The organism is Croceibacterium selenioxidans, assembly GCF_018599195.1.
Taxonomy (GTDB): domain Bacteria; phylum Pseudomonadota; class Alphaproteobacteria; order Sphingomonadales; family Sphingomonadaceae; genus Croceibacterium_A; species Croceibacterium_A selenioxidans.
In genome coordinates this window covers 666410-680703 of record NZ_JAHFVK010000001.1, presented here as the reverse complement: position 1 = coordinate 680703, position 14294 = coordinate 666410, and the positions used below count along the sequence as shown (strand labels likewise).

The following is a 14294-nucleotide window of genomic DNA, read 5'->3' as shown; positions in this document are numbered from 1 at the left end:
CTCGGGGAGGTGGCGCGCGCCGTAGGTGCGTGACGGAAGGGTTGCCCCCTACTCCGCCGCCTCCCGCGCCCGCTCCAGCATCGGCTTGAGGTACTGCCCGGTATAACTCCGCACATTGGCCGCGACCGCTTCCGGCGTCCCCTCGGCAATCACCTCCCCGCCGCGCACGCCGCCATCGGGTCCGAGGTCGAGGATCCAGTCGGCGGTCTTGATCACGTCGAGGTTGTGTTCGATCACCACCACCGAGTTGCCCTGCTCGACCAGGCGCTGGAGCACTTCGAGGAGCTTGCGGACATCTTCGAAGTGCAGGCCGGTGGTCGGCTCGTCGAGGATGTAGAGCGTCTGTCCGGTGGAGCGGCGGCTGAGTTCCTTGGCGAGCTTGACGCGCTGCGCCTCGCCGCCCGAGAGCGTGGTCGCCTGCTGGCCGACCTTGACGTAGCCGAGGCCGACTTCGTTGAGCATGTGCATCTTGTCGCGGATCGGCGGGACGGCCTTGAAGAACTCCTCCGCGTCCTCGATCGTCATGTCGAGCACGTCGGCGATCGAGTGGCCCTTGAACTTCACCTCCAGCGTTTCGCGGTTGTAGCGGCGGCCGTGGCATTCCTCGCAGGTGACGTAGACGTCGGGCAGGAAGTGCATCTCGATCTTGATCAGCCCGTCGCCCTGGCACGCCTCGCACCGGCCGCCCTTGACGTTGAAGCTGAAGCGCCCGGCCTTGTAGCCGCGCGCCTCGCTCTCGGGCAGGCCGGCGAACCAGTCGCGGATCTGGGTGAAGGCGCCGGTGTAGGTCGCCGGGTTGGAGCGCGGGGTGCGGCCGATCGGCGACTGATCGATCTCGATCACCTTGTCGCAGTATTCGAGGCCGGTGATCTTGTCGTGCGGCCCGGCGATCACGCGCGCGCCGTTGAGCGCGCGGGCGGCGCCGGCGTGGAGCGTGTCGATGGTGAAGCTCGACTTGCCCGAGCCCGAAACGCCGGTCACGCAGGTGAAGGTGCCGAGCGGGAGGCTGGCGGTCACGTCCTTGAGGTTGTTGGCGCGCGCGCCGTGGACGGTGATCTTGTGGCCGTTGCCCTTGCGCCGCTTGACCGGCACCTCGATCGCGCGGGTGCCGTTGAGGTAGGCGGCGGTGAGGCTGTCCTTGCTGGCGAGCACTTCATCGAGCGTGCCTTGCGCCACGACTTCGCCGCCATGGACCCCGGCGCCGGGGCCGAGGTCGACCACGTGGTCGGCGTGGCGGATGGCGTCTTCGTCATGCTCGACCACGATCACCGTGTTGCCGAGGTCGCGCAGGCGCTTGAGGGTTTCGAGCAGGCGGTCGTTGTCGCGCTGGTGCAGGCCGATGCTCGGCTCGTCGAGGACGTAGAGCACGCCTGACAGCCCGCTGCCGATCTGGCTGGCGAGGCGGATGCGCTGGCTCTCCCCGCCCGAGAGCGTGCCGCTGGTACGGTCGAGGTTGAGGTAGTCGAGCCCGACGTTGTTGAGGAACCCCAGCCGCTCGACGATCTCCTTGAGGATCGCGCGGGCGATCTGGTTCTGGGTGTTGGTGAGCTTTTCGGGGAGCGCGGTGAACCAGTCGAGCGCGCTGGTGACCGAGAAGCGCACCGGGGTGGCAATGTCCTCTCCGGCGACCTTCACCGCCAGCGCCTTCTCGTTGAGGCGCTTGCCGTGGCAGGTCTCGCACGGCTGGGCCGTCTGGAACTTGGAGAGCTCTTCGCGCATCCAGGCGCTGTCGGTCTGCAGCAGGCGGCGGTTGAGGTTGCCGATCACCCCCTCGAACGCCTTGTGCACGGTGTATTCCTTGCGCCCGTCCTTGAAGGTCAGCGCCACGGGGAGGCCCCCGGTGCCGTGGAGGATGATCTCCCGCTGGTCGGGGGCGAGCTGGTTCCAGGGCGTGGTCAGGTCGAAGCCATAGGCCTTGGCGAGGCTGGCGAGGACCTGCATGTAATAGGGGCTCGGCGGGTTGGACTTGGCCCACGGCACCACCGCGCCCTGCTTGAGGCTGAGCGCCTCGTTCGGGACCACGAGCTGCGGGTCGAACAATTGCTTTTCGCCCAGGCCGTCGCATGTCGGGCAAGCGCCCTGCGGGGCGTTGAACGAGAACAGCCGCGGCTCGACCTCTTCGATGGTGAAGCCGGAGACCGGGCAGGCGAACTTCTCGCTGAAGACGATGCGGTTGGCCGGGAGGCCCGCGCCCTTCATCGCCCCGCCCTGCTCCTCGCTCTCGCGCCCGGGCACGACGCCGTCCGCCAGGTCGACATAAGCCAGCCCCTCGGCCAGCTTGAGCGCGGTTTCGAAACTGTCGGCCAGCCGCGTCTCGATCCCCTCGCGCACGGCCAGGCGGTCGACCACGACTTCGATGTCGTGCTTGTACTTCTTGTCGAGCGCCGGGGCCTGCTCGATCTCGTACATCTCGCCATCGATGCGCACGCGGGTGAAGCCGGCCTTCTGCCATTCGGCCAGTTCCTTGCGGTACTCCCCCTTGCGCCCCCGCACCGCTGGGGCGAGCAGGAAGAGCCGCGTCCCTTCCGGCAGCGCCATGACCCGGTCGACCATGTTGGAGACCGTCTGCGCTTCGATCGGCAGGCCGGTGGCCGGCGAATACGGCACCCCGACCCGCGCCCAGAGCAGGCGCATGTAGTCGTAGATCTCGGTCACTGTCGCCACCGTCGAGCGCGGGTTGCGGCTGGTGGTCTTCTGCTCGATCGAGATCGCCGGGGAGAGCCCGTCGATATGTTCGACATCGGGCTTCTGCATCATCTCGAGGAACTGCCGGGCATAGGCGCTCAGCGATTCGACATAGCGGCGCTGCCCTTCTGCATAGATCGTATCGAATGCCAGGCTGCTCTTGCCCGAGCCCGAAAGGCCGGTGATCACGATCAGCGCATCGCGCGGCAGATCGATGTCGATACCCTTGAGGTTATGCTCGCGAGCGCCGCGTACTGAGATGTGCGTGAGGGACATGGAGAGTGAATGTTCCGCAAATGTTCGCGTTGGTCAAGAGGCACGCCAACGCGCCCCCACAGGCTTGCAGGCCATGTGGGGGTCGGAGGGCGACGGCGCAATGGCGCACCGGGCAACACCTCCCGGAGAGCTGGCCTCAGGCGAGCCTCCAGCTCCGATAAGGTCCCAGGCGCCGCGTTCTCCTGGCGTGCGCCAGCGCGCCGAACATCAGCGCCGTGAGCTGGATGTATTGCGGTAGCTGGGTCATGGCCCAGTAGGCCCGGCGCATCCCGCCCGGCTCGATGAAGGCGGCGAGATGGCCCGACACGCAGATCAACTGCGCGGCCGCAGCCCACAACGGCCACATACGGTTGGCGCGCAGCGCAAGCCACGCGATCGCCACCAGCTCCGCCCCGTCGAGCACCACGTGGACCGGGTCGACCGCGTCGAATCCGGAAGGGCCCATGAGCATGTGATAGAGGGCGTCCGCAGCGATCCAGCTGACGATGATCGCCGCGGCGTATTTCTCCGGCGGGCCTCCACGGCGAAAGGCGAAAGCCCCGGCGGCAAGGACGAGAGCGAAAACGATGCTGGCTGACCCGATCACGTTCGCAACTTAGCCTTGCCGCCCCAAATCGAAAGGCTCAGGCGACAAGCACGCTGGTCGGCTTGCGTTCGCCGTCTGGCGGACATTCGTCGACACCGCACACTTCCTTCTGCACCTCGAGCAACGATCCATGCACGCGAGCGAGGTTGCCCCCCGCTTCCAACAGCGCCTGCTGCGATTTTGCCAGGCGCAGAAGGGCTTCGTGGCCAAGGAAAGGATCGCTTCCGGTCTCGCGGCGTGCCGTCACCAGCGAGGTGAACAGGGCCGACTGGCGCACGAGCGCCTCGTCCAATGCCTTCTCGGCTTCGTTGATGTCACGAACTAGACGCTGCTGTGCAACTGGAACAGTCATCGGCATAAAAACCCCCTCGGCCATCGGCCAAATCGCTTGACGATGAGTTGTCCGAGTTCGGCTACGCGGCCATCAGCTCCGAGAGCTGAGAGAAGATGGCCAGTCCGCCCAGCACGAGAAAGACCAGGAACAGCGCGATCGCAACAATCGCTCCCAGCCTCACCAGCGTCCCGTAACGTCCGTCGAACAACTCTGGGACGACCCGGTAATCCGCCTCCGCACTGTCGGGCTGGCCGGATTGAATCCGCCCCCCAAGGCTACAATTGGGGGGCGGACCCTGCGTCCCGGTCCTGTTGTCCAACGCAATGTCGGGGAAGACGATACAGGAATTCTCGTATGTCATTTGGCCGTATGTCTCGACCAGCCGGCGGTAGACGGCCGCGGCCTCGTTACGCGAACGAGCGCCCAGCTTGTCCTTGGCGAACTGAATGCGCTGATCGACGGTGTGCGGAGAGATCGAGAGCAGCCGGGCGATCTCCTTCGAGGTCTTGTGCTCGATAAGCAGGTCGAGCACGTCACGCTGCTTGGCGGTCAGTTCCGCCAGCAGCATCTCGTCCTCGAAATGAACCTGCCCCATCGACCCTCCTGGGCCCGCCAGAGAACACATCCCCCGGCAAGACTCTACGACCCGTTGGAAGTTACTCTAAACATAAGCGGATGGGCGAGAAAAGATTGCGTCGCCCTGTCCTCCCCTGCCGCTTGCCGGGAACGGAACCCTCTTTCTCCCCAGTCCGGGAGGGAAAAACCGCCGGTATTCCAATTTCCACCTCGCCGGCGTAGGCGCCCCCCATGCACCGGCTGTTCATCGGCATCCGCCCGCCCGAGAGTGTGGGCGACCTCCTGGTCGACGCCATGGAGGGCATCGAAGGCGCACGCTGGCAGGACGAAGCAAACCTGCACTTGACCCTTCGCTTCATCGGCGAAGTCGGGCGACCCGTTGCCAACGACCTGGCGACAGCTCTGGAACGGATATCCGCCGCCCCTTTCACCGTTCGGATCGAGGGAGTGGGCCATTTCGAACGCAAGGGTCGTCCGCACGCGCTGTGGGCCCGGATCGTGCCATCGGAACCGCTGGAATCGCTGAGGCAGAAAGTCGAACGTGCGGGCGAAAGCGTCGGGTTCGAGCGTGAGACGCGCAAGTTCACCCCCCACATAACCCTCGCCCGCCTCAATCGCACGAACGGCCCGATCGGCGCCTGGCTCGCATCCTTCGGCGACATGCGCGCCGAGTGGGAGATCGGCGGCTTCACGCTTTACGAAAGCCACCTCGGCCACACCGGCGCCCACTACGAGGCGATTGCGGAGTATCCCTTGGTGGGGAGTGCGGTGGCTTGAACGGACTGCGCACGCATAGCGGGTAAATGGCACCGGAACAGGGCCACGGCTCCTTAAGGGAAGAAGACCTAAGCCATCTCCGCGCCAGCCCCGAGAAGAGCGCCCCCGGCGATCATGGCCTGAAAGATCAGCGAGACCGGAGACAGCGGGGTCACAGCGGCGAGCTTTTGGGTTTCGGCTAGATAAAGGTCATTCTCAAACGTCATCCTGCGGACTTCTTCACGGCGTTGTTCAATTTCCGCCATATGTCGCCGGATCGCTGCCAGCTGCTCCTGCAGACTTAATCCTTTGGCTCGATTTGCGCAGCCATTACAGATCTATAACTCGCTTGAATTCCGGCGAAAAGCGCAAGCCGATCCATTTCGGAGTCGAGTCGAGAACAGCGGTCAGCATAGTTGACGCGGCTTTCGCGCGAACGCTAAGGAAGTTTCCCGAGAAACCGCCTTTGCCCAACTGCCTGGCGGCCTGGAGACTTTTGCATGATGATCCGTTTATTCGCCGGCGTTGCTCTTGGCGCGTTGATGACGGCGAGCCCGTCTTTTGCGGAGATCCCAATGACGATAACTGCCGCCGCTACCGCTGCCCTTCCGCAGGCGACAGGCCCGTTCGCGCAGGAAAGCACCCTGCCCTTCAAGACGACCGACTTCAGCAAGATCCAGGACACCGACTACAAGCCCGGGTTCGAACAGGGCATGGCCATCCAGCAGGCGGAGATCGCCGCGATCGTCGCCAATCCGGAGGCCCCGACTTTCGCCAACACGATCGTCGCCCTCGACCAGTCGGGCCAGATGCTCAACCGGGTCTACGCGGCCTTCAACACCGTGATCGGGGCGAACACCAACGACACGCTCGATGCGACCGAGGCGGAAATGTCGCCTAAGCTGACCGCTCATTTCGACGCGATCCAGCTCGACCCCGCCCTCTTCGCCCGCGTCAAGGCGGTGTACGATAACCGCGCGGCCATGACCCTGACGCCCGAAGACGCCTGGCTGCTTGAAAAGACTTACGAGGACATGGTCCACGCCGGCGCCCAGCTGACCGAGGCGCAGAAGACCCAGGTCAAGGCGATCAACGCCAAGCTCTCGGAACAGACCACGGCCTATTCGCAGCGTTTGACCGAGGCGACCAACGCCAGCGCTCTCGTCGTGCCGGACAAGGCCGCCCTTGCGGGCTTAAGCGAGGCCGAGGTCACCGCCGCGGCCAAGGCGGCGGAAGCGCGCGGCCTCGCGGGCCAGTATCTGATCCCCCTGCAGAACACGACGCAGCAGCCCCAGCTCTCGACCCTTAGCGACCGTGCCACCCGCGAGGCGCTGTTCGAAAAGAGCGTGCACCGCGCCGACCTTGGCGATGCCAACGACACCCGCATGCTCCTGGCCGAGATCATGCAGCTGCGCGCGCAGAAGGCGGCGCTGTTCGGCAACTCGAGCTGGGCGGAGTACACGATGTACGACCGCATGGCGAAGGAGCCGAAGACCGCGCTCGACTTCATGCGCCAGATGGTCCCCGCCCTTGCCGCCAGCCAGCGGGCCGAGGCCGGCGTGCTCAACGCCGCGATCGCCGCCGATGGCAAGGACTTCCAGGTCCAGCCGTGGGACTGGCAGATGTACGCCGACAAGGTGAAGAAGGAGCGCTACGCGTTCGACGAAGAGACGGTGAAGCCCTACTTCGAGATCCGTCACGTGCTGGAAGACGGCGTGTTCTACGCCGCTGGCAAGCTCTACGGCCTCACCTTCGAGCCGCGCACAGACTTGCCCGTGTGGCATCCGGATGTGTGGACCTACACCGTCTATGACCGCGATGGTTCCGAGCTCGGCCTGTTCTATTTCGATCCCTACCAGCGTGACAGCAAGCGTGGCGGGGCGTGGATGTCGACGCTGGTCGACTACAGCAAGCTGCGCGGCACCAAGACGGTCGCCTTCAACGTGCTCAACATCCCGAAGGCCGCTGAAGGCCAGCCGCAGCTGGTCAGCTGGGACAACGTCAACACGATGTTTCACGAATTCGGCCACGCGCTGCACTACCTGCTCTCGGACCTGACTTACGCCTCGGGCGGCAACGTCGCGCGCGACTTCGTCGAGTACCCGAGCCAGGTCAACGAGATGTGGGCCAGCGACCCGCAAGTGCTGGCGAACTACGCCAAGCACTATCAGACCGGCGCGCCGATCCCGCTCGAGCTGATCGACAAGATCAACGCCGCCGCGAAGTGGAACCAGGGCTACGAATTCGGCGAAGTCGTCGAGGCCGCGCTGCTCGACATGGAGTGGCACGCGCTGACCCCGGCGCAGGCCGCGGCGATCGACACCCCGGCCAAGGTCGACGAGTTCGAGGCCGCCGCGCTCGAGCGCCTCGGGCTCGAAGTCGGCCTGGTTCCGCCGCGCTACCGCAGCTCGTACTTCCGCCACATCTTCTCCGACCCGGCGGGCTATTCGGCGGGCTATTACTCGTACTTGTGGACCGAGATGCTCGACCGCGACAGCCGCGCCTGGTTCACGGCCAACGGCGGCCTGACCCGCGCCAATGGCGACCACTATCGCGAGACGGTGCTGAGCAAGGGCGGCACGCAAGACTACTTCAAGGCCTTTCACGACTTCGCCGGGCGTGAGCCGCAAGTCGGCCCTCTGCTCGAGGCGCGTGGTTTGACAGGGAAGTGATGTAGTCCCCCTCCCGCTTGCGGGAGGGGTTAGGGGTGGGTGTGTGCCACGTGGCACCGCACTTGACCTGACTGGCCCACCCCCAGCCCCTCCCGCAAGCGGGAGGGGAGATATTAGTGGGCCTGCAAGGCGCGGTGAGACTTCCGCCCCACCCTGTCCAGCTTTGGCACGGCGCCTGCGCGAGGGATGCGGAGGTCCGGGCTCCGGTCTAGGCGCCGGTTCGTGCCAACGAATTATCGCCTGCCTTCAACCGCATACCCAGCGCGCGCCCGCGGCCATTTTGGCCGGCGCCTGGCCGTGCTGGCGCTGGCGATCGCGGTGCCCGCCATGGCGGCGCCAGAGTGGCAGCCAACTTCCGACTCCGCCCCGCAAGTCGTGAAGCCGATGGGCTTCGAAACCCCGGGCGAAAGCTTTCCCGGCTCGGCCTTCTACTACCTGGCCGACCAACCGAACTTGCCGGCGACGGCGAGCGGCCGGCCGGTGGACGACGCGAAACTTGCCCTTCGCCCGTCCGCTGGCCGGCTTGATACCGGCTCCGTTGCCAGCCCGCTGCACTTTGCCGGTACCGCAACCGACCGGCTGCGGGCGCAGCAGTGCCTGACGATGGCGATCTACTACGAAGCCGCGAACGAGCCTGACGCGGGCCAGCGCGCGGTGGCGCAAGTCGTGCTCAACCGGGTCGCGCACCCGAACTATCCCAACACTGTCTGCGGCGTAGTCTTCCAGGGCTCCGAGCGGGCGACCGGTTGCCAGTTCAGCTTCACCTGCGACGGTTCCCTCGCACGCAAGCCGGCTCGGCAGTGGTGGGACCGCGCCGCCAAGGTCGCCCGCGCCGCGCTGGCAGGAGCGGTCTACGCTCCAGCCGGGCTCGCGACCCACTACCATACCGTGCAGATCCATCCCTATTGGGCCGAAAGCCTGGCCGCCGTCGGCACGATCGGCGCGCACCGCTTCTATCGCTGGCGCGGAGCGGCCGGAACTGCCGCTGCCTTCAGCGACTTCTACCGCGGTGGCGAACCCATCGCCGCCCCGCACCCGCGCTCGAGGATCACCACGCCGGACCCGGCGGATCCGGTGATGCTGGCGCGCGCTTACGAGGCAGCGCTGAAAGAGACCGCGAAGGTCCCGCCCGTCGCCCTCCTGCCGACAGTTCGCGCTCGGGACACAGAGAGTCGCGAAGCCGAGACGCTTCCCGCGTTCGCAGGCTCTGGCGAAGTCCGGGCCGAGTACGCCCGCAGCGGTCAATGGCTGCGCCAACCGTAACTCGGGGCGGGCGAATTCCCGAAATAGGGAATGGTCCTTATTCAAGGATTTAGGCGAGATGGTAAATCGCCAAGGCGGTTCTGGAAACCATTGATCCAAACCTTCGCTTAGCCGCGCCTTGCTAGTTTTCCTCCGACACTCGTGATCGGACGCCGAATGACCATCCGCCTCGCCTTGCCTCCCGGAAGACTGCGCCCGCGCCTCAGCGCGTCGGTGATCCGAGAGGCCTGTGGCATCCCCTGCAACGACAACGGCCGTGACGATCAGAGCGATGCCCTGCTCCACGCCGCGCTTCGCCATTTCGCGGAACACGGTCTTGCCGCCGCCCATCGCGCCCGCAAGCAGGCCGAAGCCGCCTTCTTCGCCGGAGACCGGCAGGGCTACGGCTGGTGGCTCGAAATCTGCCGCGCGCTCGATCGTCGCATGGCGCAGGACCTCGGCATGGCGATGGCCGTAGAAGGCGCGCCTGCGAACTCGGATCTCGGCGCCGTCTGAGGCCAGGATTTGTACGGCGGAGCTATCCGCTAACAAATCGGCGCGCCGGGAGAAGCGCGCCGCCCCCAAAACCGTCAGCCGGGCGACGTCTTGACGTCATCTCATCTCCGCCCCGGCGCCGCCCCTCAGCCCGCCGTGAACCTACGTGACCGCGGTTACACGCCGCTTAACCACTCGGTGACCTCTTCCAATTAAGGCGACAGTGTCGAGGAGTAAGTCATCCTGCGTCTGGGTCGAATCTTTACGGGGTATTTTGGCGGTGACGATCGCGACGAGCGCGTGCGCCTCAAGCTCGTGGATACGCTTTACGCCCAGCCCACCAGTCTGGCCGTAGGAGCTGCCACTGGGATCGTCTGCGCCGCGACCGCCATTCTCGTGAGCGACAACCGGGCCATCACGATCATCGGCAGCCTGATGATGGTCACCGCGGTGTTCCGCGTAGTTCAGGCTGGTTGGCACGCCCGCAAGAACGCCCAGCCCGGCGACGCCCGCCGCCTCGAAAAGTTCTACGAAGTCGGCGCCTACACGTACGCGCTGCTGTCCGGCATTCTCGCCGCCCTTACCGTCTACGACACGAGCGGCGGCCACATCCAGACGCTCACGGTCGCCTATGCCCTGGTCTATGGCGTCGGCATCTCGGCCCGCAACGCCGGGCGCCCCCTGATCGCCGTGGGACAACTGGTGCTCTCCGCCCTGCCGATCATGGTCGTCGGTCCCATCGTCGGCGGGATCGTCTATTACGTGCTCTCGATCACGATGTTCTTCGTGATCTTCGGGGTCATGTCCATCACGTTCAACGTGTTCCGCACGCTCAAGGAACAGATCTTCGCTGCCGAAGCCAGCGCGCAGATGGCCGAGAAGATGCGCGAACTCGCCCGGACCGACGTCGTCACCGGCCTCGTCAACCGAGCCGGCCTCAACCACGACCTGGCGGAGATGGTCACCAACCGGACGGAGGGCAAACAGCTCGCGCTGTTCTGGCTCGACCTCGACCGGTTCAAGGAAATCAACGACACCCTCGGCCACACTATCGGTGACAAGGTTCTGGCCGAAGTCGCCAACCGCCTGCGCTCCTCGACGCCGCAAGGCTGCACCCTCGCCCGTTTCGGCGGGGATGAGTTCATTGTCGTGGCAGAAGTGTTCGACCGGGCCGAAAGCGAGCGGCTGGCCCGCTCGATGAACCACGAGATCTGCCGCTCCGCCCGCATCGAGGGACAGCGGATCGATACTTCCGCCTCGATGGGCGTGGCCCTGCTCCCCGACGACGGGCCCGATATCGATACCCTGATGCAAGGCGCCGACCTGGCGCTCTACCACGCCAAGACCGGCGGCCGCCGGCAGATCTGCTTCTTCGACAATGCCATGACGCGCGACCTCGTGCGGAAAAAGCAGATCGAGACCGAGCTTCGCGCCGCGATCCTGCGGGACGAACTGTCGATATTCTTCCAACCGATCGTCGACCTCGAGACCGGGCGTATTCGAACTTTCGAGGCACTGGTGCGATGGTTCCACCCCGAGAAGGGCGAGCTGCGTCCCGACGAATTCATCCCGGTGGCCGAAGAGACCGGCGTCATCATCACGCTCGGAAACTGGATCACCGCGCAAGCCGCCAAGGCCTGTGCCGGCTGGCCGGATCATGTGACCGTAGCGGTCAACCTCTCGCCCGCCCAGATCCGCGCCCCGGGCGCCGCGCTCGGGATCCTCAACGCCCTGCGCGAAGCCAACCTCGACCCGCACCGCCTCGAGCTCGAAGTGACCGAGAGCCTGTTCCTCGACGACAACGACAACACCGCACGCTTCATGGACGAACTGGCTTCCTGCGGCGTCCGCTTCGCGCTCGACGACTTCGGCACCGGCTATTCCTCGCTCGGCTACATCAACAAGTTCCCGTTCAAGAAGATCAAGGTCGACCGCAGCTTCGTTTCGGGACCCAACATCGGCAAGAAGAGCGACGCCATCATTCGCGCCGTGGCCGAAATGGGCGCCACGCTCGGCATGGACATCGTCGCCGAGGGGCTCGAGACGATCGAGCAAGTACAAGTCGTGCGTGACGCCGGTTGCACGCTCGGCCAGGGCTACTATTTCAGCCGCGCCGTGCCTGACTACCTGGCCGCGATGCTTTTGTCTCAGGAGCAGGACCGCGACAAGGACAGCGCCACCCGCCTGGCGGGATGACGTCTAAAAGCCGCTCCTCGCGGAAGGACTCCCCGTCATCCGGGCGCGAGCCGCGCCCAGCGTCGAACTGCGTCGCGAAGTGACAGTCTATTGAAGCGCTGGACACTCGCCTGCGCATGTTGGCGAAGTCGCCGGGAGCGGACCCTAAAACCTCGGATGAAGCCTTGATCCAATTACCAAATCTCTACCAAAGCATAACCATTCCCTGTATTATCGCTATTGCGAACTGATATCATAAAAACATGATGAATCAGGGTTTTTCGCAGTTGCAAACGCCGGCGAGCAGGCCTAGGTCGAGCGCCGAATATCGGGCGCCCTCCCCCTGCGGACGCGGGCTGGCGCCAGACCCGAAAGCCTGAAGCGCCCGCGCAGCTTGAAGGACAAGTCCAGAACCCATGGCTCGCAAGAAGATCGCGCTCGTCGGCGCCGGCATGATCGGCGGAACCCTTGCCCACCTCGCAGCGAAGAAGGAACTGGGCGACATCGTCCTGTTCGACATCGCCGAGGGCATCCCCCAGGGCAAGGCGCTCGACCTCAGCCAGTGCGGCCCGGTCGAAGGGTTCGACGCCAGGATCACTGGCACCAATGACTACGCGGACATCGCGGGCGCCGACGTGGTGATCGTCACCGCCGGCATCCCGCGCAAGCCGGGGATGAGCCGCGACGACTTGCTCGGCATCAACCTCAGCGTGATGAAGGCGGTCGGCGAAGGCATTAAGACCCACGCACCCGACGCGTTCGTGATCTGCATCACCAACCCGCTCGATGCGATGGTCTGGGCCCTGCGCGAATTCTCCGGCCTGCCGCACAACAAGGTCGTCGGCATGGCCGGTGTGCTCGACAGCGCGCGCTTCGCCACCTTCCTGGCCTGGGAGTTCGGCGTTTCGGTCAAGGACGTGAACGCCTTCGTGCTCGGCGGCCACGGCGACACCATGGTGCCGGTCACCAGCTACACCACCGTTTCGGGCATCCCGGTCGACGACCTCGTCAAGATGGGCAAGTCGAGCAAGGCGAGCATTGACGCCATCGTCCAGCGCACCCGCAGCGGCGGCGGCGAGATTGTCGGCCTGCTCAAGACCGGTAGCGCCTACTATGCTCCGGCCACCAGCGCGATCGCGATGGCCGAAGCCTACCTCGGCGACCAGAAGCGCATCTTGCCCTGTGCGGTCTACGTTGACGGCAAGTACGGCCTCGACGGGCTCTACGTCGGCGTCCCGGCCGTGATCGGCGCGAACGGCGTTGAAGAGGTGGTCGAGATCGCGCTCGATGCCGAAGCTAAGGTCAACCTTCAGACCTCGGTCGATGCGGTCAAGGAACTGCTGGTCGCGTGCAAGGGTATCGATAACTCGCTGGCCTGATCCTCCCGCCGTCGTCCCGGCGAAGGCCGGGACCCAGCGAAAGGGAAAGGGGCTGCGAAGCGACCTTATTGTTAAAGCGCGCCTGGAAACTGCGCGTGATCGAAGAAATGAACCCCGACTGGGACGAGCTGTTCGAGTCGATCTGTAGCTAAGCTGGATCTCGGCCTTCGCCGGGATGACGATGAACGGACGAAGACGCCATGAGTATCCTGGTCAACAAGAACACCAAGGTCATCACCCAGGGGATGACCGGTGACACCGGCACCTTCCACACCCAGCAGGCGCTCGACTACGGCACCCAGATGGTTGCCGGTGTCACGCCGGGCAAAGGCGGCCAGACCCACATCGGCCTGCCGGTGTTCAACTCGGTGGCGGAGGCCAAGCACGCCACCGGCGCCACCGCCAGCGTGATCTACGTGCCGCCGCCGTTCGCCGCGGACTCGATCCTCGAGGCGATCGATGCCGAGATCGAGCTGATCGTCGCCATCACCGAAGGCATTCCGGTGCTCGACATGGTCAGCGTGAAGCGCGCGCTGTCGGGTTCCAAGTCGCGCCTCATCGGCCCGAACTGCCCTGGTGTCCTGACCCCGGAAGAGTGCAAGATCGGCATCATGCCGGGCTCGATCTTCAAGAAGGGTTCGGTCGGGGTTGTTTCCCGCTCGGGCACCCTCACTTACGAAGCGGTGTTCCAGACCAGCCAGATCGGCCTTGGCCAGACGACCGCCGTCGGCATCGGCGGCGACCCGGTCAACGGCACCAACTTCATCGACGTGCTCGAGCTATTCCTGGCGGACGACGACACCAAGTCGATCATCATGATCGGCGAGATCGGCGGCACTGCCGAAGAAGAAGCCGCGCAGTTCCTCAAGGACGAGGCCAAGCGCGGACGCCGCAAGCCGATGGTCGGCTTCATTGCCGGCCGCACCGCCCCTCCGGGCCGCCGCATGGGCCATGCCGGGGCCATCGTTTCGGGAGGCCAGGGCGGCGCCGAAGACAAGATCGCGGCGATGGAAGAGGCGGGCGTGCGCGTCGCCGCCTCGCCCAGCGAACTCGGCACCACGCTCGACGCGCTGTTGAAGGAACTCGCCTGACCCTTTCGGATTAGGTTTCAAGGAACG

At 65.3% G+C, this 14294-nt stretch carries 12 protein-coding genes; 7 read left to right on the top strand and 5 right to left on the bottom strand.

Annotation, left to right across the window (positions count from 1 at the left end; translation table 11 throughout):
• Positions 1 to 48: 48 nt before the first annotated feature.
• From uvrA to KK137_RS03365, 4 genes are all read right to left on the bottom strand, one after another.
• On the bottom strand, positions 49 to 2961 hold the full coding sequence (gene uvrA / locus KK137_RS03380) for an excinuclease ABC subunit UvrA (protein ID WP_214534626.1): 2913 nt from the start codon (positions 2959 to 2961) through the stop codon (positions 49 to 51).
• Between the two features lie 136 nt (positions 2962 to 3097).
• Positions 3098 to 3547 (bottom strand): hypothetical protein, encoded by a 450-nt coding sequence (locus KK137_RS03375; RefSeq protein WP_214534625.1) that lies wholly within the window; start codon positions 3545 to 3547, stop codon positions 3098 to 3100.
• A 37-nt stretch (positions 3548 to 3584) separates the two neighbouring features.
• On the bottom strand, positions 3585 to 3899 hold the full coding sequence (locus KK137_RS03370; RefSeq protein ID WP_214534624.1) for a hypothetical protein: 315 nt from the start codon (positions 3897 to 3899) through the stop codon (positions 3585 to 3587).
• Between the two features lie 61 nt (positions 3900 to 3960).
• The gene (locus KK137_RS03365) at positions 3961 to 4476 is read right to left on the bottom strand and encodes a response regulator transcription factor (RefSeq protein ID WP_214534623.1); all 516 of its coding nucleotides are present in this window, start codon (positions 4474 to 4476) and stop codon (positions 3961 to 3963) included.
• A 212-nt stretch (positions 4477 to 4688) separates the two neighbouring features.
• Here KK137_RS03365 and thpR point away from each other — a divergent pair, with 212 nt between their 5' ends.
• Positions 4689 to 5234: an RNA 2',3'-cyclic phosphodiesterase gene (gene thpR, locus KK137_RS03360; protein ID WP_214534622.1), complete on the top strand. Its 546-nt coding sequence runs from the start codon at positions 4689 to 4691 to the stop codon at positions 5232 to 5234.
• A 68-nt stretch (positions 5235 to 5302) separates the two neighbouring features.
• Here thpR and KK137_RS03355 read toward each other — a convergent pair whose 3' ends face one another.
• Complete coding sequence (locus tag KK137_RS03355; protein WP_214534621.1) at positions 5303 to 5440, bottom strand: hypothetical protein; 138 nt, start codon at positions 5438 to 5440, stop codon at positions 5303 to 5305.
• A gap of 348 nt (positions 5441 to 5788) precedes the next feature.
• Between KK137_RS03355 and KK137_RS03350 the strand changes: the two genes are divergently transcribed.
• The 6 genes from KK137_RS03350 (at position 5789) to sucD (ending at position 14267) form a co-directional block, all read left to right on the top strand.
• Complete coding sequence (locus KK137_RS03350) at positions 5789 to 7885, top strand: M3 family metallopeptidase (protein ID WP_214534620.1); 2097 nt, start codon at positions 5789 to 5791, stop codon at positions 7883 to 7885.
• Between the two features lie 222 nt (positions 7886 to 8107).
• The gene (locus KK137_RS03345; RefSeq protein WP_338027958.1) at positions 8108 to 9148 is read left to right on the top strand and encodes a cell wall hydrolase; all 1041 of its coding nucleotides are present in this window, start codon (positions 8108 to 8110) and stop codon (positions 9146 to 9148) included.
• A 156-nt stretch (positions 9149 to 9304) separates the two neighbouring features.
• Positions 9305 to 9643 (top strand): hypothetical protein, encoded by a 339-nt coding sequence (locus KK137_RS03340; protein WP_214534619.1) that lies wholly within the window; start codon positions 9305 to 9307, stop codon positions 9641 to 9643.
• 279 nt (positions 9644 to 9922) lie between these two features.
• Positions 9923 to 11818, top strand: a complete 1896-nt coding sequence (locus KK137_RS03335; RefSeq protein WP_338027957.1) for a putative bifunctional diguanylate cyclase/phosphodiesterase — start codon at positions 9923 to 9925, stop codon at positions 11816 to 11818.
• 395 nt (positions 11819 to 12213) lie between these two features.
• Entirely contained in the window at positions 12214 to 13176 is a 963-nt protein-coding gene (gene mdh / locus KK137_RS03330; protein WP_214534618.1) for a malate dehydrogenase, read from the top strand.
• Positions 13177 to 13376: 200 nt separating this feature from the next.
• Positions 13377 to 14267, top strand: a complete 891-nt coding sequence (gene sucD, locus KK137_RS03325) for a succinate--CoA ligase subunit alpha (protein WP_214534617.1) — start codon at positions 13377 to 13379, stop codon at positions 14265 to 14267.
• Positions 14268 to 14294 lie beyond the last annotated feature (27 nt).